Raw genomic sequence first — 26,840 nt, forward strand, 5'->3', positions numbered from 1 at the left:
CCATAAGAATACTGGACTGCTATGAACCCTGCACAGGATGCTTTTGCCGCCCTGCGTTATCGTGACTTTTCCATTGTCACGATTAACCAGTTCTGCCTGACGCTCGCCATTTTAATTCAAGAAATTATTGTCGCGTATTCGCTGTATCAGATTACCAAAGACCCTTTGACGCTGGGTTTGATTGGCTTGGCCGAAGCCATTCCCTTTATTGCCTTGTCCTTGTGGGGCGGTTATTTCGCCGACCGCTTTAACAAACAGACCATCATGAAGATCTGCCTGTTCTTTGCCGTGCCCTTGCCTGTGGTTTTATGGTGGCTATTTCATGCTTATGGCTTGGCTCAAATTAGCGTAAATGCACTGTCTTGGGGAATTTACGCGGTGATTTTTGCTCTAGGCACTATTCGTGGCTTCTATAATCCTTCCGCCACTTCACTCAAGCCTTTTCTAATCCCGCGTGAGCTCTATGCCAATGGCGCGACCTGGACTACCATTGGCTGGCAAAGCGGTGTGATTATTGGTCCCATGCTTGGTGGTTTTATGCTGGCTTTTTTAGGCCGTGAAAACAGTTTATGGACCGTAGCCGGGTTATTGGCCATCTGTTTCATACTGATTAACCTGCTACAAAAACGCAGTTTTCCCAAAATCGAAACAGATAATTTAATCGAAAGTTTGGGAGATGGTTTCCGCTTCATCTGGAAAACCAAAATCGTGCTCTGGGTCATTTCGCTGGATCTGGTTTCGGTGCTGTTTGGCGGGGTCATTGCCTTACTGCCGATCTTTGCCGAAGATATTTTAAAAGTCGGGCCTGAAGGTTTGGGTTACTTGCGTGCAGCACCTTCGATTGGTGCGCTCATCACCATGATTGCCTTAACCAGATTTCCACCGACCCAAAATGCATGGCGGAATATGTTGCTCGCGGTTGCCGGGTTTGGCCTATTTACCCTGCTGTTCGCCTTCTCGAATAACCTGTGGCTGTCTTTATTTGCTTTAGCCATGACCGGTGCCTGTGACAGTATTTCAGTGGTCATCCGCCAGACCATTCTACAAATTTATCCGCCAGAAAATATGCGTGGCCGTGTCGCTGCGGTGAATGGCATGTTTGTTTCATCTAGCAATGAACTGGGCGCTTTTGAATCCGGTTTAGCCGCGAAATATATGGGCACCATTATGGCAACCGTCTTTGGGGGCTGTATGACCATGGTTGTAGTGGCGCTGAGCTGGGCAAAAACCCGCGATTTATTTGGCGTCGACATTACCAAAGTGCATGATCATGAACATTAATTGAATTTTTAGACTTGCCAGTATTTCCAATTCAGGAAATACTGCGTACTCACAATACCCGGCTACCGCTGCAACATCTGGTTTGACTAAGAAATAAATATTTATGAAACAAATACTGTGTTTTTCTCTACTCATGTGCTTACCCTTCAGTACTGTTTATAGTGCTGAATCCAAAGCAACCAAACAGCTTGCCGTTCAGAAAAGTGCAGCCCTTCCCGCGCATTTGACCACGCGCATTCAATGGACCAAATTTCCGCGTCCAAACTATAAAAATGAAGATTTAAAAGACCAGAACCGCAGTGCCATTATCCGCATTTATTCCGATGAAACTGGCAATATCAGCAATGCCAGCGTACAGGAAAGTACCGGCTTAGCCCATCTGGATAACCTGTTGGTTCAAGCCGTGCGTGAAGCACGTGTCAAACCGCATATCGAAAATGACACAGCAACGCCCCTCATTGGCTATCAAACCTTTAGCTTAAAGTTAGACCAGGAGAATGTTGAAGCCTGCCCCTATCAGTTTGAATCAAAAAATTGGCAGGCTCAACAGCAGAACAGAAAAACAGCTTTCTCATACTGCGCCCAGCCTCAGCTAGAGCTCGATTCGGCATTACTCAATGGCCACAATCGTAGCGTTAAATTCAACTTTAAAGTGAATAAACACGGTGATGTGAACAAGGTCAAAATCACTCAGGGTTCGGGAATTTACGCTTTAGACCAAAAAGTTGTTCAAGCCGTATCCAATAGCCAAGTTAATGTAAAACGCACGGCCAGCACTTTATGGATGTATAAAAAATCCAAATTTAAAGATGAAATTAAGTTCGACTTAAATCACTGTGAATAAGCAAAATTAAAACGGGATGCGCAAGCATCCCGTTTTTTTAAAACAGACTAAAAGCCAAATAGATAAACAAGTAACGCCCTATTTTAGCTATCGAAATCATCAACAGGAATCGGGCAAAATTTTCTTTTAGCAGACCGGCAATCAGGGTAATCGGATCGCCAATTATGGGCACCCAACTCAGCAATAATGACCAGTAGCCATATTTATGATATTTCGCCTGTGCTTTTACCATTTGCTGCTGAGAAACAGGAAACCATTTTTTGTCTTTGTAGTGTTCAACCTTAAAACCGAGCCACCAGTTCACGCAGGATCCCAAAATATTTCCCAAGCTTGCAACAAACAGTAGCCACGGAACTGAATGGCTACCCTCCGCCAAAAAAGCCAATAAAACCGCTTCGGACTGTAGGGGCAATAAGGTTGCCGCACCAAAGGCAGAAATAAACAGCAACAGGTAAGCCGGCATCAGGCTGCGACCGGTTTAAAGCCCGAGTTTCTTCTTGGTTGAGGTATATTCATAAACTGTCCAAAGCAAAGCCAGAATCAAAACCAGATAACGGCTATAGCTATAGCGCTGTGTCAAAGGCTGGATGGCTGCGTATAAAGCATTCTGGTCCTGGGTATTTAAAGTCGCCATAAAATTCTGGATGTGCACGGCTTCGGCAATAAAAAGGATTAGACAGGCCGCTATACCAAAAATAATACTCCAATAGATTTTGGCATTGTGTTCCAGAATACGCGTTGAATTTAAAAAGAATGCTTTCATAAGGTGCTGATCCAATAAAAAACCACCGCATGGGTGGTTTATTTTTCTATACCGCCATCTTAACACAACTGCGGTTCAAGTCATTTTAGCCAGTGACCTGAATCGACAATGCTTTCTGAATGGCAGGACGTGCAGTCAGGCGATCTACATATTCTTTCACATAAGGATAATCTTCAAGCTGAATTTGCTGCCATTCATAGCGTAATATCCACGGTAAAATCGCCATATCGGCAATCGAATACTCGCCCGCCACATACTTCTGCCCGATCAGCTGCTTGTTCAGCACCCCGTACAGACGCTTGGTCTCGGCTACATAACGGTCTATGGCATAAGGAATTTTTTCCGGCGCAAAACGGCCAAAATGATGGTTCTGTCCCAGCATCGGTCCCAGTCCACCCATTTGCCACATCAGCCATTGTTCGACTTCAACGCGCTGTTGCTCATCTACTGGATAATACAACCCGGTTTTACGGCCCAAATACTGCAAAATTGCTCCGGACTCAAATACTGAAATGGCTTCACCACGCGGTCCAGCCTGATCCACAATCGCGGGAATTTTATTGTTGGGAGAAATACGCAAAAAGTCAGGTTGAAACTGATCATTTTCTAAAATATTGACTGGAAAAATTTGATATTCCAAACCCATTTCTTCTAATGCTATTGTAATTTTATGACCATTGGGCGTTCCCCAATAATAGAGATCAATCATGTTTGCTACCTTTTGCCTTTTTCGTTTTACATGACGTTATTGAACTGCGTACTTAGTTATAGCATGTTTTTTATGGACAAATCTTAAATCCTTAGCGACGCTTAGAAGTAAAATTACCAATCTCAACACTTATTCTGATTTAGCCTGTCCAGATTTCTGCATCCTTTAAAAAATAAATATCCGTGATTGAAAATATGCCAAACAGTCTTATATAAAAATAAGGCAATGATCTTTTCAGAGATTGCTTGAAATACTGTGAATGCAATAGCAAACAGGATTTTTTCCTGTTTGTAAAAACTTCGTGATCCTCAGGAGGTTCTATCAATGAGCAGTTTCAGCCTTAGTCCACTATTCCGCCGAAGTATTGGCTTTGATCGCTTCAATGACCTGTTCGATTATGCAATGCAAAGCGATACTCCCAATTATCCACACTATAATATTGAAAAAACAGGCGATAATAATTACCGTATTGTTGTTGCCACTGCCGGATTTAATCAGGACCAGCTCGAGATTAATCTGGAAAACCAGTTATTGACCATTACCGGCAAAGCCGTGGACGAGTCTTCAGACAGCACGGTCGAGTTTCTGCATAAAGGGATTTCCAGCCGTTCATTTAAACTGTCGCTACGCCTGGATGAACATATAGAGGTCCAACAAGCCGATTATGAAAATGGTTTATTGAAAATCGATTTGCAACGCAGTGTTCCCGAAGAAGCCATGCCGCGCCAGATTCCAATCGGCAGCAAAACCACGCAGCAGCTCGCTTCACCTCAACAGGAAAACGGCGAAACAAGTCCTCAAGAAACAGGTCAATGACGGCTCTTTTGAATACTGTTAAAAAGCCAATTCAAAAGTCATAGCCATAAAAAAGCCCTGCTTTTGCAGGGCTTTCTTCGTCAAGAGAGGCTTACTTTTTCTTTTTAGGACCAAGCAGCATACCCATTTGACGACCTTCCATTTTTGGCGCTTGTTCAACTACACCGACTTCAGCCACATCTGCTTCAACTTTTTGCAATTGAGCCAGACCAAGCTGCTGGTGAGCCATTTCACGACCACGGAAACGTAAAGTGATTTTTACCTTGTTGCCTTCTTCAAGGAACTTGATAATGGCACGTAATTTTACGTTGTAATCACCAACATCAGTCGCAGGGCGGAGCTTGATTTCTTTCACCTGTACTTGATGCTGTTTTTTCTTCGCTTCTTTCTGCTTTTGCTTCAGATCAAACAAATGCTTGTTGAAGTCCATGATTTTGCACACAGGTGGCTCAGCATTTGCAACAATCTCAACTAGGTCAAGATCGGCAGCTTCAGCTGCACGTAAAGCATCATTTAAGCTTACGATGCCTTTTTGCTCGCCATTTTCGTCTACAAGACGGACTTCTTTCGCACGAATTTCATCATTCAAAGCAGGACGGTTTGATTTGTTACCGCCCTGTTGATTACGGTCAGGCTGTTTAATCGCTTTTACTCCACAATGTACCGGCCGCGTTCGGCAACGGCTGCTTTCACTAGGTCAACGAAGGCATCGATTGACATAGTACCCAAATTTTTTCCTGAGCGGGTACGCACATTTACTGTACCTTCCTCTACTTCACGGTCCCCAAGTACCAGCAAGTAAGGAATACGCTCTAAAGTACGTTCACGAATCTTAAAGCCGATTTTCTCATTTCTCAAGTCGGAAATGGCACGAATTCCGTTTTCTTTAAGTTTAGCGACGACTGACTCACATGCTTCCGCTTGAGAATCGGTAATGTTCATTACACATGCTTGTGTAGGCGCCAACCAAGGTGGCATAAAGCCTGCATAGTGTTCAATCAGTATACCAATAAAACGTTCGAAACTGCCAAGAATTGCACGATGTAACATAACAGGCTGATCACGATCGTTATCTTCTGTTACGTAAGATGCTTCCAGACGCTCCGGCAAGTTGAAGTCACACTGAATGGTACCGCACTGCCATACACGGCCCAGACAGTCTTTCAATGAGAATTCAATCTTCGGACCGTAGAATGCGCCCTCACCCGGTTGCAGTTCCCATTCAAGACCAGCAGCATCCAAAGCATCTGCCAGAGATTTTTCCGCCATGTCCCAAAGTGCATCATCACCGACACGTTTTTCCGGACGTGTAGAGAGTTTCATTTGAACATCTTCAAAACCGAAGTCTTTATAAACGTCTAAAGTCAGTTTAATAAAGTCTGCAACTTCAGTTCCAATCTGTTCTTTGGTACAGAAAATGTGCGCATCATCCTGGGTAAAGCCACGCACACGCATAATACCGTGTAATGAACCTGATGGCTCGTTACGGTGACATGAACCAAACTCAGCCAGACGGATTGGCAGGTCACGGTAAGATTTCAGCCCCTGGTTGAACACCTGTACGTGACATGGGCAGTTCATTGGTTTTACCGCATAATTACGGTTCTCTGAATGCGTGGTGAACATGTTGTCTGCATAGTTTGCAGCATGTCCTGATTTTTCCCAAAGCGTGAAATCGACCACTTGTGGGGTACGGATTTCAAGATAACCATTCTCTTGCTGAACTTTACGCATGTACTGCTCAAGTACCTGATAAATGGTCCAGCCGTTTGGATGCCAGAACACCATACCCGGCGCTTCTTCCTGCATATGGAACAAGTCCAGGGCTTTACCGATTTTACGGTGATCGCGCTTTTCAGCTTCTTCAATACGCTTGATGTAAGCTGCAAGCTGTTTCTTGTCCGCCCAGGCTGTACCGTAGATACGTTGCAGCTGTTCATTCTTCGCATCACCACGCCAGTAGGCACCAGAGATTTTGGTGAGTTTGAACGATTTTAAGAATTTGGTATTCGGTACGTGCGGACCACGGCACATATCCAGGTAGTCCTGATGGTAGTACAAGCCCATTTGCGTTTCTTCAGGCATGTCTTCAATCAAGCGGAGTTTGTATTCTTCGCCACGTGCAGTGAATTCTTTGATGACTTCATCACGCGGTGTCATTTTTTTAATGACATCATAGTCTTGGTCGATGAGCTTTTTCATGCGCTCTTCGATTGCCGCCAAGTCATCTAAAGTAAACGGACGCGGCATCCAGATGTCATAGTAGAAACCCTCTTCAATGACTGGACCAATCACCATTTTTGCTTCTGGGAACAATTGCTTAACCGCATGGCCAACCAGGTGTGCACAAGAGTGACGAATGATGTGTACACCATCTTCATCTTTAGGCGTGATAATTTGTAAGGTTGCATCTTCGGTGATGAGATCAGACGCATCAACCAAGCGATCGTTTACACGACCAGCAACTGTATTTTTTGCAAGACCCGGACCAATGCTCAGTGCAACGTCCATCACAGATACGGCTTGATCAAACTGTTTTTGGTCGCCATTTGGCAAAGTGATAATTGGCATAAAAAATCCTTAAGGAGTGATGCCCCGTACCATAGGGCATGTCACCGCGAGATTATGATCGAGGGAGAACCTCAAAAGATAAAAACGGTGGATAAATAAAAATCGCCTAGAATTTTACACGTCTTATCCACAGGATTAAACCTTTTCACCTATAAAATTCGCAATTTGGCACATTTTGAATTTATCTGCCAATGTCTTAGTTCTCGCTCAATCCAGCAATTTCCACTTTATTTTTTATTCTCTAAAGCTATCCCATGCTTCGAACTTGCCCTGTGCATAGGCATATAGCTTGGCAAATTGCGGAATTACCGCTTCGCTCTGGGTGGGTCTTAAAAACACATAATCATCCCGATCGATCTCACAGGATTTCGGCACCAGCAGCATTTCCTGATTGCTACTGCGTCCATACAAACCATGCAGCTTGCTTTTTTCAGGATAAAAATAATCGGCCTGCCAGTAACCGCCGTACACAAACAGGGCCTTATATTTATGCGGAAAATGGTTCAGGATTTCCAGGCCCGGCAATTGGCTATAGCGCAAAACTTTTAACACGGGTGTGGCTATCCATAACGCGCATTGCAGTTCAGCCAGACTGGCCAGCTCGAAATCGCCTGGCTTGAGCAGTAGCGAGCCAAAAGCCAGATCATTACAGACACTCTGCTGACAATGCTGCATAAACGTGGGACTGCCGCCACCGTTAAAACATAAATCTTCATGCCATAAATTGGGAAATTGCTGCCGAATAATGTCAATGTACTGTTGATAACTTTGCTGCGATTGTTGATAACTCTTTTCCGCAGACTTTAAAAATCTGGGTAATTTGGCGACATGCGCGTCATAACCCATTAAACCGGTGAATTTAAGATGGGTCGAATGTTGCTGGATCAGCTTGAGCAAGGCCCGAAATTGCTGCGGGTTTTGTACCCCACCCCGATGCAGTCCCACATCAATTTCAATATTCACATTCAGGCAGATGTTAAACCATTGTGCCAACTGCAAATATTGCTGCAAGCGCCCCAGATCATCAATCAGCCACTGAATATCTGGCTGCCGCTCACCTGCAGCCTGATAAAACTGCTCTATAGCGTGTATCGGCATCGGTTTACCCAGCAAAATATCGGCCTGGGGGAATGCTGCATGAATGCTGAAAATATGTGGAAGATGAAACAGCATAAAGCGCCGGGTGTTCAGTTTTTCACTGGCCAGTTTAAGCAGCGACAGACTGGCGAGGGATTTCACCACTAAACGCGGTTTTAATTGTGCAGACAAGTGTGACTGCACAATATCCAGATTATGCTGATACGCAGCCAGATCCAGAATCAGTTGTGGCGTGCCTGTGCCCTGCTGTTGTAAATCCTGCGTCAATTGCTGAAAGTAGTTGAATTGCATCACCCTCTCCTCGTTTTCAGAGCAGAAATAATTGCTTTAAATGGGGATTCAGCCATTTTTGCTGAGGGTCCAATTGCTGGCGCAATGCCATAAAATCATCCCATTTCGGGTAAAGATCGCGCAGCGAGGCTGCGGTCATGGAGTGCAATTTTCCCCAATGCGGCCGGCCCTGGTATTTCTGCAAAATAGGCTCGACCAAATCAAATATCGCGTGATAATCCTGCTTGTAAAACTGGTGGATGGAAATGGAAACCGAATCGCGCTGATAAAAAGGACTTAACCAGATATTATCACCTTTGACATAACGGAACTCGATGGGAAAAAACATCGCGACCTGATGCTTCCTTAAAGTCGCTAAAACTTCCTCCAGACATTGCAAACCGAGTTCGACAGGAACCTGATATTCCATTTCATTGAATCTGGTATGGCGCGGTGTGGGAAAAATCTGGCTGGACCAATCCACATGACGAGTCGGTTTGACAAAGACCCTCAGCAGTTTTTGCAGATAGGGATTAGATGCCGGAATCACCCGGGTCAATTCAGAACACAGCGTTAATAAGGCATCTTCCGAAGGCCATGAATCCTGTCGGGGTTGAATGGCTTCATCCGTCTCATCCAGGGTTTTGAGCATCACCTGATCAGAATGAATGAAGGCCCAAAATTCAATATGCCGGTGCTGGTTTTTCCATTGATCGATATGGGTAAATATGTCCTGAATTGGACATAAGCGAATCTGCTCTTTTAATTTATAACGGGGCCGATTTTGCAGGGTAATTTTGGTCAGCACTCCCAGGCTGCCCAGGGCGACACGTCCGGCTTGAAAGATGGCGGTATTTTGCTGATCATCACATTGCAGCAACTCGCCCTCTGCAGTCAGCAATTCAAAGCCTTTCACAAAGGCAGATAGACAGGGCAAATTTATGCCGGTGCCATGCGTGCCGGTAGAAATCGCACCGGCCAGACTTTGCTGGTCAATATCCCCCTGATTCATCAGTGCCTGATTGATAGGAGCAAGATATTCGCCTAAATCCTCCAGGCGTGTACCCGCTTGAACGGTGCATTGGCTCTTATCTTCATCAAAGGCTACCACACCCTTTAACTGATCGAGATTAAGCAGAATTTTATCCGTCTTGACCAAAGCACTAAACGAATGTCCTGCCCCCACAACACGAATATGGGCATAGGACTTTACTATTTTTCGTAATTCATTCACATGCCGAGGTTGCAAAATTTCTGGATGTGCCTGTTGGCTTCCAGACCAGTTCTGCCATCGGTTATCCGCCTGTTGTATTTTCATTATTATTCCCTGGCTGATGTTATTTTAATTGCCCGTTTAGAGTAAAATACCTAAAAAAGCAAATATGGGAACCCATGCGTTCAAAAAAAATCCATGCTATAAAATAATATTTTAATTTTCAATATTTTAAAAATTATCAAATAGCACTCGACTAAAGCATAAATGCAAGATTTCCAAGAAGTGCATATCTTTTTCAAAAGGATATCAAAATAAATATATATAACGGAGTTTTTAACATGGTTAGCGCATACGATGAATTACCGCGTACCCCCGCAAATTTTGTAGCGTTGTCACCTTTACGCTATCTGGATCGGGCTGCTTATATTTACCCGAACCAAAATGCGATTATTCACGGTAAGCGCCGTATTACCTGGCGTGAAAAATATAATCGTTGCCGCCAGTTTGCGCACCAACTCCAAAAACTCGGGATCGTTAAAAATGATACCGTTTCGGTACTGCTGCCCAATGTCCCTGCAATGGTTGAAGCACATTTTGCCGTGCCGATGGCCGGTGCCGTACTGAATACCTTAAATACCCGTCTGGATGCCAAAACAGTTGCCTTCATGCTGGAACACGCCGAAAGCAAGGTGCTGCTGGTTGACCCTGAATTCAGCAAGCTTGCCACAGAAGCCTTGGCGCTGATCCCGCAAGAAATTTATGTTATTGATGTAGCCGATGAAGAATATGAGGGTGAAGATACCCGTATTGGCCAGATCGAATATGAAGACTGGATTGCGCAAGGCGATGCCAATTTTGAATGGCATTTGCCAGCGGATGAATGGGATGCCATCAGCTTAAGCTACACCTCGGGCACCACGGGCAACCCGAAAGGCGTGGTGTACCATCACCGTGGTGCTTACATTAATGCCGCCAGTAATATCATTGCCTGCGGCATGATGCCTCGCGCGACCTATTTATGGACGTTGCCATTGTTCCACTGTAATGGCTGGTGCTTTGCCTGGACCATGGCGGCCAATGGCGGTACCAACGTCTGCCTGCGCAAAGTCGATGCTGAACTGATTTTTAAACTGATTGCCGAACATAAAGTCGATTATTTCTGTGGCGCACCGATTGTTTTGTCAATGCTGATCAACACCCCGGAAGAGAAAAAGACCCAGATTAATCACCGTGTCGAAGTAATGGTTGCCGGTGCTGCGCCGCCGGCTGCGATTATTGAAGGCATGCGTAATATTGGCATTAATGTCACTCACGTCTATGGTTTAACTGAAACTTACGGTCCTTCTGCACTGTGTGCCTCACAGGCGGGCTGGAGCGATCTGTCAATTCAGGAACAGGCGCAACTGCACTCCCGTCAAGGTGTGCCATACCCATTACAAGACGGTATGAAAGTGCTTGATCCGGACACCATGCAGGAAGTTCCGCATGATGGTAAAACCATGGGCGAAATTATGTTCCGCGGTAATATCGTCATGAAAGGCTATTTAAAGAATCCGGAAGCAACAGCCGAAGCCTTTGCTGGTGGCTGGTTCCACACTGGCGACTTGGCGGTTTGCCAACCGGATGGCTATGCCAAGATTACCGACCGTTCTAAAGATGTGATTATTTCCGGTGGCGAAAATATTTCCTCTCTTGAAGTGGAGGAAGTACTGTACCAGCACCCTGCGGTCCTGACGGCAGCAGTCGTAGCGAAACCGGATCCGCGCTGGCAGGAAGTTCCATGTGCCTTTGTGGAACTCAAACAAGGTAAAACGGCAACAGCTGAAGAACTGATTGAGTTCTGCAAACAACATTTAGCACGCTTTAAAGTACCGAAAGATGTGATGATTACTGAGATTCCAAAGACATCTACCGGCAAACTGCAAAAATTCATCTTGCGTGACTGGGCCAAAGAACGTGCTACAGGCGAGTTTCAGTAATTTCTTTTTAACATCACAATAACCTCCATCCCGACCTTCCTCCTACAAGGAGGAAGGAGAATGCGGAACCTTAGAAAAAGAAAACTATTGAGGCATAAAAAAGCGACTCCATCGGGTCGCTTTTTTATTATCAGCAAAGCTCCAGATCAATTATCTGAAATCAAAGCCACTTGCTGAATATAGTTAAACAGTTTTAACTTGGATGCTGCCAGCTCTTCTTCGGTTGCCTGATTTTTGATATCACGATGGATACGCAAAATATGCTGGCGAATCGCATGATGCTCGGCGGCATTGTGCGCTTTTATGAACTCTTTAATCACCGGATCACCTTGCGCGATCATACGATCGACCCAACGTTGCAACTGTGCGGTTTTTTTCGCACCCTGCTGCGGGGTAAGGTAAGACAAAATCATGGTTTCATCTTCATTACGCAATAATTTTCCTACACGCTGAAACTGACGGCGACGCGCTTCATGTGAAGTAATGCTTTGCACATCCAGTAAAGCATCAATCAGACGTTCTTCCACCGGAAGGTTTTTAATTTGTTTGATACTCAACTGAGCCAGTTGCTCACCCAAAGCAGCCATGCGCTGAACTGCTTTTTTCTGTTCGGTTTTACTCGCACGTCCTTCTAAACTTTCAAAGTCATCTTCAGTAAAACGGTTCGGTCGACGTGCCACGATTAATCTGCCTCGTAAAATTTTGCTGCAAATAATGCCTGAATTTCAGATAAAGCCTGTTCTTCATCTGCACCTTCAAGCACTAAGCGTAAAGTTGTGCCCTTGCCTGCACCGAGCATCAGCAAGGACATAATATTTTTTGCATCTACCAATTTGTTACCTTTACCAATTTGAATCGATGAACGAAATTTGGTGGTAACTTCGATTAGCTTTCCAGACGCACGCGCATGTAAACCTAGTTTATTAATTACGTCAACAGTTGTGTCAATCATGACCAGTGCTTCATTTCTCTGTGGAGGACTTGGATAGACCATTTTTCCTCAAGGGCTTTTTTGAGTCTATCTACGATATATACGGAACGATGCTGCCCGCCGGTACAGCCAATGGATACCGTCATATAGTGACGATGACCTTCTGCAAAGGCAGGCAACCATTTATCTAAAAAATGATAAATGTCTTCAAACATTTCATTGGTTTGTTCACTTTGCAGTAAGAACTTTTGCACAGGCAAATCTAAACCTGAATATTTGCGCAATTCCAGATCCCAATGTGGATTAGGCAAATGACGTACGTCAAAGACATAATCGGCATCAAGCGGAATACCGTGTTTATAACCAAATGATTGTAAAATTAAAATCAGGTTATCTGATTGTCCAAGTTTAGACAACAAGGTATGTTTCAGATCATGCACGCTTTTATCGGTGGTATCAATATGCACCGTTGAACGCAATTGTATGGGAAGCAATAAAGTTTTTTCTTCCTGTATACATTCAATCAGGCTTTTAAAACGACCGGCTAAAGGATGTGGACGGCGCGATGCACTAAAACGGGAAATCAGTTCCTGGTCCTGGGTGGTCAAATAAATGATATCCACCGAACCATGTTTCTGCAGTTGTTCAAAAACATGGTCGAACTCTTGCAGGTCTGCACGGGTGCTGCGCACATCTACGCCCAGTGCCAGCTGTTCCAGGTTATTGTCACGATCCAGCTTTTCTACAATTTCCGGCAGCAATGCCAGCGGCAAATTATCAATACAGTAATAGCCCAAATCTTCAAGCACCTGTAAAGCAGATGATTTTCCTGATCCGGATTGTCCTGTAACGATTAAAATACGCTTCATGGCAAGGCTGTCCTTAATAACAAAGTCTATGCAGTATGCTTGACCTGCAAGTTATCAATCAGTCGGGTGTTGCCTAATTTCGCAGCTACAAAAAGCACCACATCCTGATCAAAAGCTTCTATTTTTTGTAATTCTGGAGTACGCGCTTCCACATAATCCACAATAAAACCAGCTTGTGTCAACTTTTGCTTCATATTTTCTAACACTTCAGCAAGACTGACACCATTGTGCAATTGCTGTTCGGCAGCAGTTAAACTTTGATAAATGGTCGGCGCAATGGCACGGTGTTCTGCACTCAAATAACCATTACGCGAACTGAGCGCCAAACCATCTTTGGCACGGGTAATCGGTACACCAATCACTTCCAGCGGAATGTTCAGGTCACGCACAAACTGACGAATCACTGCCAGTTGCTGATAGTCCTTTTCACCAAAGAAGGCATAGTTGGGCTGAACAATATTGAACAGTTTAGTGACCACCACCGCCACGCCATCAAAATGACCCGGACGCTGTAAACCACATAAGTCATTGGTAATATCAGACACGCTAATATTGGTTAAACGTGGCTTATTGCCATACATCTGCTCAACGCTCGGCGCAAAAATAATGTCACAGCCGACATCTGCCAGCAAATGGCTATCCTGCTCCAAAGTCCGTGGATAGCTGTCAAAATCTTCGTTGGGTCCAAACTGGATCGGATTGACAAAGATACTGACCACGACAACATCACAGATTTTTTTTGCTTCACGCACCAGGTTTAAATGCCCTTCGTGCAAATTGCCCATGGTTGGAACAAAACCGATAATTTTTCGTGCCGATCGAGCTGGACTCAGTGAAGCGCTTAATCCCTGAATGGTGGTTTCTGTTTTCATGTTTACAGCTCGACTTGAAAAGTTTGTTCTTTAGCAGGGAATGAACCCTCTTGGACTGCCGCATGGTATGCCTTGAAGGCATCCAGAATTGCAGTTTCTCCTGCTTGTTCTTTCATAAAATTACGCACAAATTTAGCCACATGACCACCGGTCAATCCCAGCATATCTTGAACAACCAGCACCTGACCGTCCGTGTCTGCCCCCGCGCCAATGCCAATCACAGGCGTATGCGGAAACAACTCACTAATTTCCTTACCCACCTGCGCCGGAACACATTCCAGTAGCAGCAGCGCAGCACCAGCTTCCACCACAGACTTACAATCGGCAATCAGCTGATCGGCAGCTTCACGGGTACGCGCCTGAACCTTATAGCCGCCAAACACATGTACGGATTGGGGGGTCAGGCCCAAATGCACACACACAGGAATACCATTACGGGTCAAAACCTGAACGGTTTCCGCCAGCCATGCGCCACCTTCTATTTTTACCATGTGCGCACCAGCTTGCATCACTTGTTTGGCACTGATTAATGCATCATTCAGCGTGGCATAGCTCATAAATGGCAAATCAGTCAGAATAAAGGCATGCTGGTTGCCGCGTCGAACGGCTGCCGTGTGATAAGCCATATCCTGTACTGTCACAGGTAAGGTAGAATCACAACCCTGAATGGTCATTCCTAAAGAATCACCCACCAGAATTGTATCAATTTCAGCAACTTCCATTGCTTTCGCCATACTCGCATCGTAACAAGTCAGGCAGGAGAATTTGCGGCCTTGCGCTTTAAATTTTCTTAAGTCACTTAGACTAATCATCTGGATCTTCCTCTTATGACGACTTTCTCAAGCGGTCATGCAAAAAATTAAATATTTGCCCAATTTCCATCATCCAATACGCTAAGCGTTGGATGTTGCAATATCGGTAAATCTTTTAATAATTGTCCTTTGATTTGTAAATTTGCCTCTAAATCGAGTAATGGCATCAGCACAAAATCCCGCTCCATGACACCAATATGTGGCACGGTCAAACGCTCATTCTGAATCTGTTCTTCGCCATACATCAGGAGATCCAGGTCCAAAGTCCGTTCGCCCCAACGGCGCAGTCGAACCCGACCTGATTCCTGTTCAAAACGCTGCAATTCATCCAGCAATGCAAGGGGTTCCAGGTCTGTAACCAGCTGTACAGCTGCATTTAAGTAGTTGGGCTGGTCTTGCGGCCCCATTGGAGGGCTTTGGTACAACCGGGAGGTTTTCACGGCTCCCAGCGTTGCCAGCTTCTGTACGGCTTCTGCCAGAATTTGACGTGAATCCCCCAGGTTACTGCCTAAGCCGATATAGGTTACTGTCATCATTGTGTCGGTCCAAAAATCACCTGGCTTAAATCACGCTTGACCCGTTTGCGTTTTAAAATTGGATGGTCATAACCAATTTCCGAGCCGCCTGAGGCAACATTTTGAACGGGTTTTTCAGATTTTGCCCGACTCTTGCGTTCACGACGACTACGCGGTTCAGGCTCGTTCACCAAAGGCTCAATTTCAGTAACTGCCGCAACCGGTTTCGTTTCTACCACATCTTCTGTAGTTGCCTTGCGGCGGCTTTTTGCACGCTGGCGGTTATATTGACTGATGGCGCGTTCTTTTTCATCCGTAGACATCTGTTGATACGCATCCCACCATAGGCCCATACCCTGAGTGGTATCGTCACCCGATTTCTCACGCAGTAACAGAAAGTCAAATCCGGCACGGAAACGCGCATGTGTTGATAAAGCCTGAATTTGCTGCGGCTTCGGATTAAGCAAACGCGTTTGCATTTCCCACACTTCACGAATAAAGGTTTCTGCAAAACGTGGAATGATGGTCCGGGTGGCCTGGCGTTTTAAAACATCCAAACCGGCTTGTGCTCTTGCCTCTGCCGGAACGATCCCTTTACCCAAATAAAAGTCACAACGCTCTAAAAAAGGTTTCCACAACAATACCGCATAGAAGAATGCAGGATTGATGGTCTTGCCAATTTGAATACGCTGATCGGTATTGATCGCAGCACGTTCAATAAAGGTGGAGATATCCGGGCTGATGTCTGCAAACAGCTGACGCCAAATACCGAAATCTATCAACATGGGCAGCACCCGGTTCAAATGCCCCATGGTGAATAATTTTTGTGATTCATCATATAAGCGGTGCGGAGAGATATCACGCAACAGCTGGGTCATTTCAGGGGTAAAAATCTCTAAAATTTCAGGGGCAATATTAAAATTTAATTTTGCAGCAAAACGCAAAGTACGCAGCATCCGTACCGGATCTTCTTCGAAACGTAAGGTTGGGTCACCCAACAAGCGCAAGGTTTTATTTTTTATATCATCAATGGCATGACAGAAATCCAGCACAATCCCTTTACGCGGCTGGTAATACATCGCATTAATGGAAAAGTCACGGCGGGCAAAATCCTGTTCAATGGTGCCCCAGTTATTGTCACGTAAAATCATGCCTGAAGCAGAAGTGACGGCTTTTTTAGGCGGTGCACGGAAAGTGGCGACTTCGATCAGCTCGCGGCCGGCATAGACATGAGCAAGCTCAAAACGTCGTCCGATAATACGGCAACGTCGTCCGAAAACTTCTTTTACCTGGGCCGGAGTGGCATTGGTGACCGCATCAAAATCTTTAGGATTCAGACCTAAGATCAAGTCACGGACACCTCCACCGACGATATAAGCTTCATAGCCAGCCTTGGTTAAAGCATCGATAACATCTAATATGGAAGAAGGTAATTGAGCGGTTGATAAACCACATTTTGACGCGCGCAAAGTTTGCAAAAGACGCTGTCTCCTACGTCTGAACGTAAAATATCTAAGATGACGCTAATCATATCTCTAACACAATCAAAGGGCAATTTGATTATCTCGATGCTCAATACTTTGTTCAATATTCTAAGCGGCTCTTGCCATTTCTCTACAGGCCTAAACGGTCTTTATTCTTGCTAAATAGCGCAGGTCCAATGCCTTTGACCTGTTGCAATTCTTCAATATTTTTAAATTTTCCATTTTTTTGCCGATAGGCAATAATCGCTTCAGCTTTCTTTTGGCCAACCCCGGACAGTGCTTGTAGCTGTTCAGCATTGGCCTGATTCAGATTGATCTTGCTGGCCGTTGAAGTTGCGGAGTTTAAAGCAGGTCTGGACAAATAATAATCCCGGGTTGAGACACGCGGTATTTTTAACCGTGCATCCTGAGCCTCTTGTTCAGCCTTCCATTTTAAATATTCCTGGTCGAACTGTTGAGCATAGCTACTGGATACACTCAACAAAGACATCAAACCAAAAAGATAAAAAAATCCCTTCAGGGTAGATATTATTTTTTTCATATTGAGAGGCCTATTATTTTAATTGTTGTTTTGCTTGCTCCCAAAGCAGATCCATTTCTTCTAATGACAGGGCTTCAATATTCTTATGTTGTTGCTGAGCCTGATCTTCTATGAAAGCAAAACGTGTTCTAAATTTATGAATGGTACTTAACAGTGCCATTTCGCTCGAAAGCCCTAGTTTACGTCCAACATTGATCAGTGAAAACAAACAATCGCCAAATTCGTCGAATATTTCGTCGGAATTGTGATTTTGCATGGCTTGTTGCAATTCGCCCAATTCCTCGTTCAGTTTGTCATAAGCATCTGATACTTCAGGAAAGTCAAAGCCGATTTGGGCAGCTTTTTTTTGAATTTCATGTGCTTGCTGGATGGCAGGTCCATGCTTGATTTCATCTAAGCGTGATTGTGCCTTGCCCTGCTTTTCCTGCTGTTTAATTTGCTTCCAGAGTATGGCTACATCTTCCGCGCTCAATTGTGAATATTGCTCGGCCTGAAAGACATGAGGATGACGGCGAATCAGTTTTTCAGTAATGGCATTGACCACATCATTGAAATCGAAAGCACCTTGTTCGCTGTACATTTGCGCCTGAAACACCACTTGCAGCAGTAAATCGCCCAGTTCATCGCGCACTTCATTTGCGTTTCCCGCCCTGACCGCAGCTTCAACTTCATAGGCCTCTTCTATGGCATATCGGGTTAAGCTTTGTGGGGTTTGCTGCTGATCCCATGGACATTTTTCACGTAACTCTCGCATCACTGCCAATAATTTATCCATGTTTTCATTACTCCCATCCTTTCAGATTAAACAACTATCTCCACACTCCATTTCTGTTATGCTGAAGATAAATTCATTAAAAATGAAGCACAACAATACAAAACGAAAAGGAAAATTCAGATGCACAGTATCTTCATTAGTGGTGCAGCACAAGGCATTGGGGCTGCTATTGCGACACTGTTTTATCAACACGGTTATAAAGTCGGCATTTATGATATCAATATTGATCAGGCCCAAGCGCTGGCTCAACAGTTAGGCACACGGGCTAAGGCCGGTTTACTCGATGTTTCTGATTATAGCCAATGGCAGCACACTTTAAGCGAATTTAAGGCCTGGTCTGGTGAAATTAATGTCTTAGTCAACAATGCAGGCATTCTCTACTCAGGTGCTTTTGAACAGACCGATATTACCGCACATCATCGAACCATCGATATCAATGTCAAAGGTGTGTTGAATGGTTGTCATGCCGCCTTGCCCTATTTACAAAAAGCCTCCTTTGCTCGTGTGATTAACCTGTCTTCTGCCTCTGCCATTTATGGGCAGCCAGATTTGGTGACATATTCAGCCAGTAAATTTGCTGTACGTGGCATTACTGAAGGATTAGATATTGAGTGGCAAAAATATGGCATTCGGGTATTAGATGTGATGCCACTCTTTGTACAAACGGCCATGGTTAAAGATATGGATGCCGGCAGCATTAAAAATATGGGGGTACACTTAAGCGCAGAAGATGTAGCAAATCAGATCTATCGACAAGTTCAGGTAAAAGACAGCATATTTACCCCGACTCACCAACCTGTAGGCTTCAAATCTAAAATCCTGTTCAGCCTGTCTAAAGTGAGTCCTCAGTTTGTAAATCGGATGAGTAATATGTTTTTGGCGAAAAGGGAATAAATAAAATCAAAATTAAAAGAGCCTGATGTACAGGCTCTTTGTTTTAAAAAAATGTTTAATTTGAGTGCAGGGATTTATAATATCAAGCCGAGCAAAAAAATAAACAATAAAAGAATTCTGTCGTTTAGCGCATATGTTTGTGGCTAAAAAAAAGTATGACAAAACTTTCTGAAAAATAGGATGTGCGTTCTTATATATGCTTTAAAAAACCTAAAATTGCAAAAAATTGATCAGAAGAAGAAAGCCCTACTCCCCATAACAATTGGTAAAACTTTACTTAAAAAACAACTATGGGCAATAGCACTATTTTGACTAAAATTATTTCTATACTCCCCCTTCATATGAATTTAATAAGATAAGGCGATAATAATGAAAAATTTTCTTCTTATTTCAATCAGCAGCTTAAGTTTAATGGCATGTTCGACTATGCCATTTTCATCCGATAAACATACGTCTCAGAATAATTCAATCCATGCAGTACCGAATGGCAATGCCACCAAAGAGGTTTCGATTGATGGCAGTTATACCGGCGAAATTGTTGGAGACTACCAGAATTCCAAATTTTCCCAGTTAAAAATTGGCATGTCTAAACGTCAGGTAGAAAGTTTAGTCGGTGCTTCAACTGATCAAAGAAGCTATCAGACTGCCAAAGCCTGGATACCCGTTGCAGGCGCTTTTTCTAAAGATCAGTTCCGTATTGAGACCTATTACAAGGAGGCTGGACGTTTAATTTATGCCTATAATGGAACAAAACTATATCGAATCGAAGTAGACCACAACGAAGACGGCCTTCAGTAATCATTGAATCTTTTTATCAATGCTCTGCTCTAGCTGCGTTGAGCATATTCCTTATAAAAACGGGTGATATTCTCCACTCGTTTTTAATTTTTTGTTGATCTACCATTTATCCCGATTCAATTTTCCACTTTAAATCTGTTATGGCCTTACAGTGATAGGAATAAGAAAAACATATGTTAAGGTGACAAAACGATTTTGATTTCAGGAAAAGCAAAACCCTTACAGGAAGCTTCCGATCGCCAGGCAACCGTGAGCATGACATGGCCCAAATCAAAGTTCTGATAGGCAAATGTTCCAATTAAAGGATGGCTGCATAATCCGCCGTCATGCACTGGATGAACCTGGGTATTTAACTCGTTTAGATTTAAGCGTACGCCCAGTCCGGCAGCTTTCAATACGGCTTCCTTGGTAGTCCAGACTTTAAACCAATAGCCTGAATCCTGTTGCAAGTCATTCCAGTGCTTTAATTCATAAGCATGAAAGCCATGATTCGCCAATGCTTCAAACCTGACCTTGCGATCCAGATCTTCAATATCCACCCCGATATCGGGCATGTTTCTACTGGTCGCCAAAGCATAATTTTTTTGGCTATGACTGTGATTAAAATAAAATTCAGGAAAATTGACCAGGTACGGCTTACCATGCTCAGTGGTTGCCAACTGCTCATGCTGAATGCTGACCTGTAATTGTTCGGAAAGTAATTGATTGCGGAAATGATGGATTTGCTGTTTTTGCAGCTGAATTTTGCGCTTGCGATCGAGTGCATGATCCAGATCAACAATCTGCTCCAGTGCATTTACCTCCACCCGTATCACTCTGCTCACTTCAGATCACCTTTCAAAAATAGATGCCTATCTTAAAATAAAAAAGCCCAAAGATCACTTTGGGCTTTTCATACCATTTAAACCAGGTGCTTAACCACGTTTAAATTTCTTCTCGGCTTTCTTGAACTTCTGAACATAGCGACGCTTACGGGCTGCAGTACGTTCATCAATCTGAGATTTACGTCCTTCAAACGGGTTTTCTGAGGTTTTAAACTCAATTTTTACTGGTGTACCTTCAAGTTTGTACACTTTACGGAACACGTTTTCCAAATAACGACGATAGTCCGCAGGGGTTTTATCCACCTTGTTACCATGAATGACAATCGTTGGCGGGTTTTGTCCCCCAATATGTGCATAACGCATTTTGATTGCACGACCTTGGACTTTCGGTGGATGATGTGCATCGGTTGCATCATTCAAAATTTGCGTGATTTTTGCCGGTGACACTTTTAAATGGGAAGAATCATATGCACGGTGAATCGACGGATATAAATCACCTACGCCCGTACCATGCAATGCAGAGATTAAGTGAATTTTCGCCCAAGGAATAAAGTCAAAGCGGCGTTCCACGTCGAGCTTGCATTGCTTACGGTCATACTCGGACATGTTGTCCCATTTGTTGATCGCAATCACCATCGCACGACCGGCTTCAATCGCATAACCGATTAAATGCAAGTCTTGCTCGACAATCCCTTCACGCGCATCGACCACAATCACAACCACGTGTGCGTCTTTCATGGCCTGTAAAGTTTTCACGATCGAGAATTTCTCGATCATTTCATCCACTTTACCTTTACGGCGTACACCGGCTGTGTCAATCAGGGTGTACTTGCGGCCATCACGTTCGAACGGAATATAAATCGAGTCGCGCGTTGTACCGGGTTGGTCAAATGCCACCACACGTTCTTCACCCAGAAGACGGTTGACCAGTGTCGATTTACCCACGTTTGGACGACCAATAATTGCCAGACGCAAGCCTGTATCACGGTCATGTTCATCAAGGTTTTCATCTTCAGGCACATCTTGCAGCACTTCTTCAAGCATCTGCTGTACGCCACGGCCATGGCTGGCAGCAACTTGTAGCGGTTCGCCCATACCCAATTTGTAGAATTCAACCAGCGCAGCTTCGGCATGTACGCCATCTACTTTATTGGCAACCAGAAATACTTTTTTGCCCAAGGTACGCAAGTCACGTGCAATCTGCTCATCAGATGCAAGCAGTCCGGCACGCGCGTCGACCACAAAGATGATCATGTCGGCTTCGTGAATGGCTGTTTTGGACTGCTCAGCCATATACGAGTCGATTCCACCTTCAGTTTCACCAATACCACCAGTATCGACAACGATGAATGATTTATTTTGATAAGTCGCGTCACCATATTTGCGGTCACGGGTCAGACCGGCAAAGTCAGCAACAAGCGCATCACGGCTCTTGGTGATCTGGTTAAACAACGTTGATTTTCCGACGTTCGGACGACCAATGAGCGCAATTACGGGTTTCATAGATTAACCTTTATTCAAGATCAGCCAGTAGGTCTGGTCTGAACAATCAGAAACAATGGAAGAAATAAGTAGCCAAAAATAAATAAAACACGGGGCATTGAATGCTCAATCCCCCGTGTAAAAAAATACGGTTAGCTTAGTTTAACATAAGGCTGAAAAAAATTAACGGTTCTGCCAGATGCTTAAGGCACCCTTACGGGTCGCTACATAAAGTTGGTTATCAATCACACGCAGGGTACGCACTTCCCCACTGGTTTTTGAACGACCAATCAGCTGACCTGTTGCCGGATCAATGAGATGCAATACGCCGTCCAAATCACCTACCACCAGGTCTTGACCCAAGATCACCGGATTGCTGAGCTGACGATTCAGCAAGCTGTCATTTTGCCATAATTGCTCACCGGTAGTCAGCGCATAAGCCGTGATTTTTCCATCGGCCTGAGCCACATAAACGGTGTTATTGAAAACTTCAGGACGCTGGATACTGCTGGCATCTTCACTCCACACCACTTGTTGGGTCGCCAGATCCATCACCGTTACCTGTCCTTGGTAGCTGGTTGTTACCAGGAATTGTCCTGCCACAACCGGATCGCCATCCAGATCATTCAGGCGCTGAATATCCGAACGTCCCTCGCTGACAGCTACACGACGCTGCATACGCGGCACACCACTGATAATATCCAGTGCATAAATATAGGCGTTTGATGACGCAATCAAAACGGTACGCGGGTCAAGCGCAACCGGTGTAGCAATACCACGCAGGCTGAACTGTACATTCGGCAGATTATAGGTCCAGACTTGCTGACCTGTCGCCAGATCATGCGCATAGACCGTATCATCATTGGTAATGGTAATCACACGACCTGACTGAATGAGTGATGCAGATAAAATGGCACCCGACAACTGTGCAATCCATTTTTGCTCACCTGTGGCCTGATCCAGAGCAAACAACTGGCCTTTTTTATTGCCGACAACCACAATGCCTTCACCGGCTTCTATGCCCGAGCTCAAGCCCTGCTTGGAAACTTTTTGCTGCCATAAGCGCTGTTTACCCTGATAGGCAGCCACTTCACCATTTGGATCGACAGCAAAAACCGCGCCGTTATCGGCATCTAAACGCAGGCGTAACGGGTCTGCTTTACTGGTCGAAGAAACGCTCTGAGAAAATACGGGAACAAGAGTCTTTGCTTGCACCAATTTAGGCAATGGATTCGGTTTAACCTCTTCCACCTTAGTTTTATTGGTCGAACAACCAGCAAGTGCAAATGTTAAAATTGTTAGTGCAAACGGTATTTTGTATTTTCTATCCATCACGACTCATCCACTTGTGTTTCTAAAATTGGGCGTTCAACATCAGGATCATCAACTAAAACGCCGACACTTTCGAGTTTAATTTGTAAAATTTGACGTTCTTGCTTACGTTCAAGCAACGCATCCCATGCGCTCATATACGATTTTTTAGCATTTTCGATATCATTTTTAGCCACATAGACATCACCACGCGCTTCATCGGCAGTCGCCTTAAACGCAGGATCGGTCACCGCAGCCAATGTTTTAATGGCATCATCATATTTCTTTTGTGCCAGCTGGGCATAAGCCAAACGCAGCTTAACCACTTGCACTAAACCGGCATCATCCAGTTTGGAATTTTCAACTTTTTTCAAGGCACGTTCTGCATGTGCATAATCGGCTTTGTCATAAGCCAGCTTGGCCATTAATAATTGGGTTTGAATAGCCTGTACAGAATCTGGTGCTTCTTTAACAATTTTATCCGCAGTTGCAGACAAGGCATTAAATGCATTGGCATCACCTGCTGCACTTTTCGCATCGTCCATTAACTGCTGAACCTTGGCTGTTTCCATTTGAGACTCAGCCAGATTTTTCTTCTGCCAATATTCCCAGCCGAAAAAGGCAATCAACGCAATTAAAATTCCGCTAATCATGGCAGAACCATATTTTTTAGCGAAAGATTTTAAGTTATCAAGTTGTTCTTCATCACTCAATGCGTTCATGGGATTACCTTTTCCTTATGTTATTCGGCTTATTTTGAAGAAAATTTTTCAATGATAAATGGCACAAAGTCAGCCACTGCAATTTCGGTCTGTTCTGCTGTTGCCAGTTCCTTGACCAGAATGTGCTGCGCTTCCGCCTCACGCTGACCAAAGATTAAAGCATAAACCGCCCCGGCCTGATCGGCTTTTTTCATCTGGCTCTTCATTGAACCCTGTGAACCGGTTTTTAAACGGATGCTGCTATTGGCTGCTTCCAGCTGGTCACGAATCTGTTCGGCAAGCACCAAGGCTTGACCTTGAGTTGCAGGGTCTGAAACCAGGAACATTTCACAGTCACGGACGGGGGTATTGTCTTCCACCTGTTCAAGCAGCAACAACAACCGCTCCATCCCCATGGCAAAACCAACCGCAGGTACCGATTGATCGGCCTTGCCTTTCAATTGACCCACCAGACCATCATAACGGCCACCGGCACATACGGTGCCTTGTGAACCCAAATATGTCGTGGTCCATTCAAAAACAGTTTTGTTGTAGTAGTCCAGACCACGAACCAATTTTTGATTGATCACGAAGCTTACGCCTGCATCCGTCAAATATTGCTGTAATTGTTGAAAATGCGCCAGAGTTTCTTCACCCATAAAGTCATGCAGTTTAGGTGCATTTTCAAGAATCGACTGAGTTTTGGCATCTTTAGAATCTAAAATACGCAGCGGGTTTGTGGTCAAACGGCGCTGAGAATCTTCATCCAGGTCTGCCTTATGCGACTCTAAAAATTCGACCAGTGCTGCACGGTATGCCGCACGTTCATCTGACTCACCTAAAGTGTTGAGTTCAAGCTGAACCTTGTCGGCCACACCCATGCGTTTCCACAGACGTGCCGTCATCAGAATCAGCTCGGCATCCTGGTCTGGCGTTGCCACACCAAAAGTTTCCACGCCAAACTGGTGGAACTGGCGGTAACGGCCTTTTTGCGGTTTTTCATAACGGAACATTGGACCGATATACCATACACGAGGTGTCGCGCCGCGCAGCAGGTTATGCTCCAGCATGGCACGTACACAGCCCGCAGTCCCTTCCGGACGCAGCGTCAAGGACTCAGGCGGATTACCCTTGTCCAGAAAAGTGTACATTTCTTTTTCGACGATGTCGGTTGCATCACCAATTGAACGCTTGAACAGATTGGTCTGCTCAACCATCGGCAAGCGGATTTGCTGGTAGCCATAAGCATCCATAAGCGATGCTAAGTGTTGTTCAAGACGTCTCCACGCGGGGGTTTGCGTTGGAAGAATGTCATTAAAACCTTTGATTGCGACAATTGAACTCATGATCTACTCAGAAAAACCTGTGCGAATAATCTCTTTAGATTTAGCTTCTTCAAGCTCGGAAACACGTTGACGAACCATAGACTCGATTTCATCAACCAATTGATTGGTATCGATTAAATGGCTTTTCTCGCCATTACGATACACCAGTGAACGTGGACTTGCACCTACTACGCCAATATCGGCTTCTTTGGCTTCACCCGGACCGTTCACTTTACAGCCAATCACGGAAACATCCATGGGGGTACGAATATCTTCCAGACGTTCTTCCAGTGCCTGCATCACTTTAATCACGTTAAATTCCTGACGTGAACAGCTTGGGCAGGCAATGAAGTTAATGCCGTTGGAACGCAGACCCAGTGATTTTAAAATATCAAAACCGATTTTCACTTCTTCTTCAGGCTCAGCTGCCAGCGAAATACGCATGGTATCGCCAATGCCTTCCATGAGCAGACCGCCAAGTGCGATTGCTGATTTTACTGAACCGGTACGGTAAATCCCTGCTTCGGTCACACCCAGATGTAATGGATTGTCAATCTGCTGAGATAACAAACGATAAGCATCCATCGTCAGGAACACATTGGATGCCTTAACGGAGACTTTAAATTCGTGGAAATTTAAACGATCCAGAATATCGATGTGACGCATGGCAGATTCAAGCAAGGCCTGACCTGTTGGTTCACCATATTTTTTCTGGATATCTTTTTCCAGCGAACCGGCATTCACCCCGATACGCATGGAAATGTCATGATGTTTCGCCGCAGCCACCACTTCACGAATTTTCGCTTCCGAGCCAATATTGCCCGGGTTAATCCGTAAACAGTCTGCGCCCAGATCGGCAACAGCCAAAGCAATTTTATAGTCGAAGTGAATATCGGCAACCAAAGGCACATTGACCTGTTTGCGAATTTCACCAAATGCGGCGGCCGCTTCCATTGACGGTACGGAAACACGCATGATATCGGCACCGGCATCTACACAACGCTGAATCTGTGCGACCGTTGCAGCCACATCACAGGTTTCAGTATTGGTCATGCTCTGGATGCTGATCGGGGCATCCCCACCTACATACACAGAACCGACACGAATTTTACGAGTGGGACGGCGCTTAATCGGATTTTCAATCATTGATATCGCTCTA

At 44.7% G+C, this 26,840-nt stretch carries 28 protein-coding genes; 6 read left to right on the top strand and 22 right to left on the bottom strand.

Annotation, left to right across the window (positions count from 1 at the left end; genetic code table 11):
• Window positions 1-21: 21 nt before the first annotated feature.
• Complete coding sequence (locus E0H88_RS08980) at window positions 22-1,281, top strand: MFS transporter (protein WP_131273919.1); 1,260 nt, start codon at window positions 22-24, stop codon at window positions 1,279-1,281.
• 103 nt (window positions 1,282-1,384) lie between these two features.
• A complete protein-coding gene (locus tag E0H88_RS08985) occupies window positions 1,385-2,125 on the top strand; it encodes an energy transducer TonB family protein (protein ID WP_131273920.1) in 741 nt (246 codons plus the stop codon).
• Window positions 2,126-2,162: 37 nt separating this feature from the next.
• Here E0H88_RS08985 and E0H88_RS08990 read toward each other — a convergent pair whose 3' ends face one another.
• The 3 genes from E0H88_RS08990 to E0H88_RS09000 all read right to left on the bottom strand — a co-directional run bounded on the left by E0H88_RS08990 (window position 2,163) and on the right by E0H88_RS09000 (window position 3,597).
• Window positions 2,163-2,588, bottom strand: coding sequence for a YqaA family protein (locus E0H88_RS08990; RefSeq protein WP_131273921.1), 426 nt, complete (start codon window positions 2,586-2,588; stop codon window positions 2,163-2,165).
• A gap of 15 nt (window positions 2,589-2,603) precedes the next feature.
• Window positions 2,604-2,888, bottom strand: coding sequence for a hypothetical protein (locus E0H88_RS08995; protein ID WP_131273922.1), 285 nt, complete (start codon window positions 2,886-2,888; stop codon window positions 2,604-2,606).
• 85 nt (window positions 2,889-2,973) lie between these two features.
• Window positions 2,974-3,597, bottom strand: coding sequence for a glutathione S-transferase N-terminal domain-containing protein (locus E0H88_RS09000; RefSeq protein WP_131273923.1), 624 nt, complete (start codon window positions 3,595-3,597; stop codon window positions 2,974-2,976).
• A 324-nt stretch (window positions 3,598-3,921) separates the two neighbouring features.
• On the opposite strand from E0H88_RS09000, the gene E0H88_RS09005 reads away from it, so the two are divergent.
• Complete coding sequence (locus E0H88_RS09005; RefSeq protein ID WP_092819001.1) at window positions 3,922-4,413, top strand: Hsp20 family protein; 492 nt, start codon at window positions 3,922-3,924, stop codon at window positions 4,411-4,413.
• A 91-nt stretch (window positions 4,414-4,504) separates the two neighbouring features.
• Here the strand turns inward: E0H88_RS09005 and infC are convergent, their stop codons facing one another.
• The 4 genes from infC to E0H88_RS09025 form a co-directional block, all read right to left on the bottom strand.
• Entirely contained in the window at window positions 4,505-5,056 is a 552-nt protein-coding gene (infC, locus tag E0H88_RS09010; RefSeq protein WP_092819002.1) for a translation initiation factor IF-3, read from the bottom strand.
• Between the two features lie 5 nt (window positions 5,057-5,061).
• Window positions 5,062-6,984, bottom strand: a complete 1,923-nt coding sequence (thrS, locus tag E0H88_RS09015) for a threonine--tRNA ligase (RefSeq protein WP_131273924.1) — start codon at window positions 6,982-6,984, stop codon at window positions 5,062-5,064.
• A 234-nt stretch (window positions 6,985-7,218) separates the two neighbouring features.
• The gene (locus E0H88_RS09020) at window positions 7,219-8,373 is read right to left on the bottom strand and encodes an alanine racemase (protein WP_131273925.1); all 1,155 of its coding nucleotides are present in this window, start codon (window positions 8,371-8,373) and stop codon (window positions 7,219-7,221) included.
• A 16-nt stretch (window positions 8,374-8,389) separates the two neighbouring features.
• The gene (locus tag E0H88_RS09025) at window positions 8,390-9,670 is read right to left on the bottom strand and encodes a D-arabinono-1,4-lactone oxidase (RefSeq protein ID WP_131273926.1); all 1,281 of its coding nucleotides are present in this window, start codon (window positions 9,668-9,670) and stop codon (window positions 8,390-8,392) included.
• Window positions 9,671-9,906: 236 nt separating this feature from the next.
• Between E0H88_RS09025 and E0H88_RS09030 the strand changes: the two genes are divergently transcribed.
• Window positions 9,907-11,547, top strand: coding sequence for an acyl-CoA synthetase (locus E0H88_RS09030; protein WP_131273927.1), 1,641 nt, complete (start codon window positions 9,907-9,909; stop codon window positions 11,545-11,547).
• Between the two features lie 146 nt (window positions 11,548-11,693).
• Here E0H88_RS09030 and yjgA read toward each other — a convergent pair whose 3' ends face one another.
• The 9 genes from yjgA to mazG form a co-directional block, all read right to left on the bottom strand.
• A complete protein-coding gene (yjgA, locus tag E0H88_RS09035) occupies window positions 11,694-12,227 on the bottom strand; it encodes a ribosome biogenesis factor YjgA (RefSeq protein ID WP_092819007.1) in 534 nt (177 codons plus the stop codon).
• A 2-nt stretch (window positions 12,228-12,229) separates the two neighbouring features.
• On the bottom strand, window positions 12,230-12,499 hold the full coding sequence (locus E0H88_RS09040) for an HPr family phosphocarrier protein (protein ID WP_086175841.1): 270 nt from the start codon (window positions 12,497-12,499) through the stop codon (window positions 12,230-12,232).
• Entirely contained in the window at window positions 12,496-13,347 is an 852-nt protein-coding gene (rapZ, locus tag E0H88_RS09045; RefSeq protein WP_131273928.1) for an RNase adapter RapZ, read from the bottom strand. Before rapZ ends, E0H88_RS09040 begins: the two co-directional genes overlap by 4 nt.
• Window positions 13,348-13,373: 26 nt before the next feature.
• Window positions 13,374-14,219 carry a pantoate--beta-alanine ligase gene (panC, locus tag E0H88_RS09050; protein WP_131273929.1) on the bottom strand — a complete coding sequence of 282 codons (846 nt, stop codon included), beginning with the start codon at window positions 14,217-14,219 and terminating at the stop codon, window positions 13,374-13,376.
• A gap of 2 nt (window positions 14,220-14,221) precedes the next feature.
• Window positions 14,222-15,031 (bottom strand): 3-methyl-2-oxobutanoate hydroxymethyltransferase, encoded by an 810-nt coding sequence (gene panB / locus E0H88_RS09055; protein ID WP_131273930.1) that lies wholly within the window; start codon window positions 15,029-15,031, stop codon window positions 14,222-14,224.
• Between the two features lie 47 nt (window positions 15,032-15,078).
• Window positions 15,079-15,567: a 2-amino-4-hydroxy-6-hydroxymethyldihydropteridine diphosphokinase gene (gene folK, locus E0H88_RS09060; protein ID WP_092819011.1), complete on the bottom strand. Its 489-nt coding sequence runs from the start codon at window positions 15,565-15,567 to the stop codon at window positions 15,079-15,081.
• Window positions 15,564-17,024 (bottom strand): polynucleotide adenylyltransferase PcnB, encoded by a 1,461-nt coding sequence (gene pcnB / locus E0H88_RS09065; RefSeq protein WP_092819012.1) that lies wholly within the window; start codon window positions 17,022-17,024, stop codon window positions 15,564-15,566. The genes folK and pcnB overlap by 4 nt, the downstream gene beginning before the upstream one ends.
• Before the next feature lie 136 nt (window positions 17,025-17,160).
• Complete coding sequence (locus E0H88_RS09070; protein ID WP_131273931.1) at window positions 17,161-17,571, bottom strand: ComEA family DNA-binding protein; 411 nt, start codon at window positions 17,569-17,571, stop codon at window positions 17,161-17,163.
• 13 nt (window positions 17,572-17,584) lie between these two features.
• A complete protein-coding gene (gene mazG, locus E0H88_RS09075; protein ID WP_131273932.1) occupies window positions 17,585-18,346 on the bottom strand; it encodes a nucleoside triphosphate pyrophosphohydrolase in 762 nt (253 codons plus the stop codon).
• A gap of 120 nt (window positions 18,347-18,466) precedes the next feature.
• On the opposite strand from mazG, the gene E0H88_RS09080 reads away from it, so the two are divergent.
• Together E0H88_RS09080 and E0H88_RS09085 are read left to right on the top strand one after the other, a co-directional pair.
• Window positions 18,467-19,240, top strand: coding sequence for an SDR family oxidoreductase (locus tag E0H88_RS09080; RefSeq protein ID WP_092819015.1), 774 nt, complete (start codon window positions 18,467-18,469; stop codon window positions 19,238-19,240).
• 369 nt (window positions 19,241-19,609) lie between these two features.
• Window positions 19,610-20,038 (top strand): hypothetical protein, encoded by a 429-nt coding sequence (locus E0H88_RS09085; protein ID WP_131273933.1) that lies wholly within the window; start codon window positions 19,610-19,612, stop codon window positions 20,036-20,038.
• A gap of 176 nt (window positions 20,039-20,214) precedes the next feature.
• Here the strand turns inward: E0H88_RS09085 and E0H88_RS09090 are convergent, their stop codons facing one another.
• The 6 genes from E0H88_RS09090 to ispG all read right to left on the bottom strand — a co-directional run bounded on the left by E0H88_RS09090 (window position 20,215) and on the right by ispG (window position 26,827).
• Complete coding sequence (locus E0H88_RS09090) at window positions 20,215-20,862, bottom strand: 4'-phosphopantetheinyl transferase family protein (protein ID WP_165493307.1); 648 nt, start codon at window positions 20,860-20,862, stop codon at window positions 20,215-20,217.
• A gap of 90 nt (window positions 20,863-20,952) precedes the next feature.
• Entirely contained in the window at window positions 20,953-22,365 is a 1,413-nt protein-coding gene (gene der / locus E0H88_RS09095) for a ribosome biogenesis GTPase Der (protein WP_092819017.1), read from the bottom strand.
• Between the two features lie 162 nt (window positions 22,366-22,527).
• A complete protein-coding gene (bamB, locus tag E0H88_RS09100; RefSeq protein WP_131273934.1) occupies window positions 22,528-23,676 on the bottom strand; it encodes an outer membrane protein assembly factor BamB in 1,149 nt (382 codons plus the stop codon).
• Window positions 23,676-24,377 carry a YfgM family protein gene (locus E0H88_RS09105; RefSeq protein ID WP_131273935.1) on the bottom strand — a complete coding sequence of 234 codons (702 nt, stop codon included), beginning with the start codon at window positions 24,375-24,377 and terminating at the stop codon, window positions 23,676-23,678. Before E0H88_RS09105 ends, bamB begins: the two co-directional genes overlap by 1 nt.
• 29 nt (window positions 24,378-24,406) lie before the next feature.
• Window positions 24,407-25,702, bottom strand: coding sequence for a histidine--tRNA ligase (gene hisS, locus E0H88_RS09110; RefSeq protein WP_131273936.1), 1,296 nt, complete (start codon window positions 25,700-25,702; stop codon window positions 24,407-24,409).
• 3 nt (window positions 25,703-25,705) lie between these two features.
• Window positions 25,706-26,827: a flavodoxin-dependent (E)-4-hydroxy-3-methylbut-2-enyl-diphosphate synthase gene (gene ispG, locus E0H88_RS09115; RefSeq protein WP_092819021.1), complete on the bottom strand. Its 1,122-nt coding sequence runs from the start codon at window positions 26,825-26,827 to the stop codon at window positions 25,706-25,708.
• Between the last annotated feature and the right edge of the window lie 13 nt (window positions 26,828-26,840).

Origin of the sequence: Acinetobacter sp. ANC 4216 (genome assembly GCF_004331195.1) — a bacterium.
Lineage (GTDB): Bacteria > Pseudomonadota > Gammaproteobacteria > Pseudomonadales > Moraxellaceae > Acinetobacter > Acinetobacter kookii.

Excerpts from the sequence above, each read along its gene's own strand:
- hisS (WP_131273936.1), bottom strand. The coding sequence starts at position 25,702 with ATGAGTTCAATTGTCGCAATCAAAGGTTTTAATGACATTCTTCCAACG.
- panB (WP_131273930.1), bottom strand. The coding sequence starts at position 15,031 with ATGATTAGTCTAAGTGACTTAAGAAAATTTAAAGCGCAAGGCCGCAAA.
- E0H88_RS09000 (WP_131273923.1), bottom strand. The coding sequence starts at position 3,597 with ATGATTGATCTCTATTATTGGGGAACGCCCAATGGTCATAAAATTACA.
- E0H88_RS08995 (WP_131273922.1), bottom strand. The coding sequence starts at position 2,888 with ATGAAAGCATTCTTTTTAAATTCAACGCGTATTCTGGAACACAATGCC.
- rapZ (WP_131273928.1), bottom strand. The coding sequence starts at position 13,347 with ATGAAGCGTATTTTAATCGTTACAGGACAATCCGGATCAGGAAAATCA.
- E0H88_RS09030 (WP_131273927.1), top strand. The coding sequence starts at position 9,907 with ATGGTTAGCGCATACGATGAATTACCGCGTACCCCCGCAAATTTTGTA.
- E0H88_RS09105 (WP_131273935.1), bottom strand. The coding sequence starts at position 24,377 with ATGAACGCATTGAGTGATGAAGAACAACTTGATAACTTAAAATCTTTC.
- ispG (WP_092819021.1), bottom strand. The coding sequence starts at position 26,827 with ATGATTGAAAATCCGATTAAGCGCCGTCCCACTCGTAAAATTCGTGTC.
- E0H88_RS09025 (WP_131273926.1), bottom strand. The coding sequence starts at position 9,670 with ATGAAAATACAACAGGCGGATAACCGATGGCAGAACTGGTCTGGAAGC.
- E0H88_RS09080 (WP_092819015.1), top strand. The coding sequence starts at position 18,467 with ATGCACAGTATCTTCATTAGTGGTGCAGCACAAGGCATTGGGGCTGCT.
- thrS (WP_131273924.1), bottom strand. The coding sequence starts at position 6,984 with ATGCCAATTATCACTTTGCCAAATGGCGACCAAAAACAGTTTGATCAA.
- der (WP_092819017.1), bottom strand. The coding sequence starts at position 22,365 with ATGAAACCCGTAATTGCGCTCATTGGTCGTCCGAACGTCGGAAAATCA.
- E0H88_RS08980 (WP_131273919.1), top strand. The coding sequence starts at position 22 with ATGAACCCTGCACAGGATGCTTTTGCCGCCCTGCGTTATCGTGACTTT.
- folK (WP_092819011.1), bottom strand. The coding sequence starts at position 15,567 with ATGATGACAGTAACCTATATCGGCTTAGGCAGTAACCTGGGGGATTCA.
- E0H88_RS09085 (WP_131273933.1), top strand. The coding sequence starts at position 19,610 with ATGAAAAATTTTCTTCTTATTTCAATCAGCAGCTTAAGTTTAATGGCA.
- bamB (WP_131273934.1), bottom strand. The coding sequence starts at position 23,676 with ATGGATAGAAAATACAAAATACCGTTTGCACTAACAATTTTAACATTT.
- E0H88_RS09070 (WP_131273931.1), bottom strand. The coding sequence starts at position 17,571 with ATGAAAAAAATAATATCTACCCTGAAGGGATTTTTTTATCTTTTTGGT.
- panC (WP_131273929.1), bottom strand. The coding sequence starts at position 14,219 with ATGAAAACAGAAACCACCATTCAGGGATTAAGCGCTTCACTGAGTCCA.
- mazG (WP_131273932.1), bottom strand. The coding sequence starts at position 18,346 with ATGGATAAATTATTGGCAGTGATGCGAGAGTTACGTGAAAAATGTCCA.
- E0H88_RS09020 (WP_131273925.1), bottom strand. The coding sequence starts at position 8,373 with ATGCAATTCAACTACTTTCAGCAATTGACGCAGGATTTACAACAGCAG.
- E0H88_RS08985 (WP_131273920.1), top strand. The coding sequence starts at position 1,385 with ATGAAACAAATACTGTGTTTTTCTCTACTCATGTGCTTACCCTTCAGT.
- E0H88_RS08990 (WP_131273921.1), bottom strand. The coding sequence starts at position 2,588 with ATGCCGGCTTACCTGTTGCTGTTTATTTCTGCCTTTGGTGCGGCAACC.
- E0H88_RS09005 (WP_092819001.1), top strand. The coding sequence starts at position 3,922 with ATGAGCAGTTTCAGCCTTAGTCCACTATTCCGCCGAAGTATTGGCTTT.
- E0H88_RS09040 (WP_086175841.1), bottom strand. The coding sequence starts at position 12,499 with ATGATTGACACAACTGTTGACGTAATTAATAAACTAGGTTTACATGCG.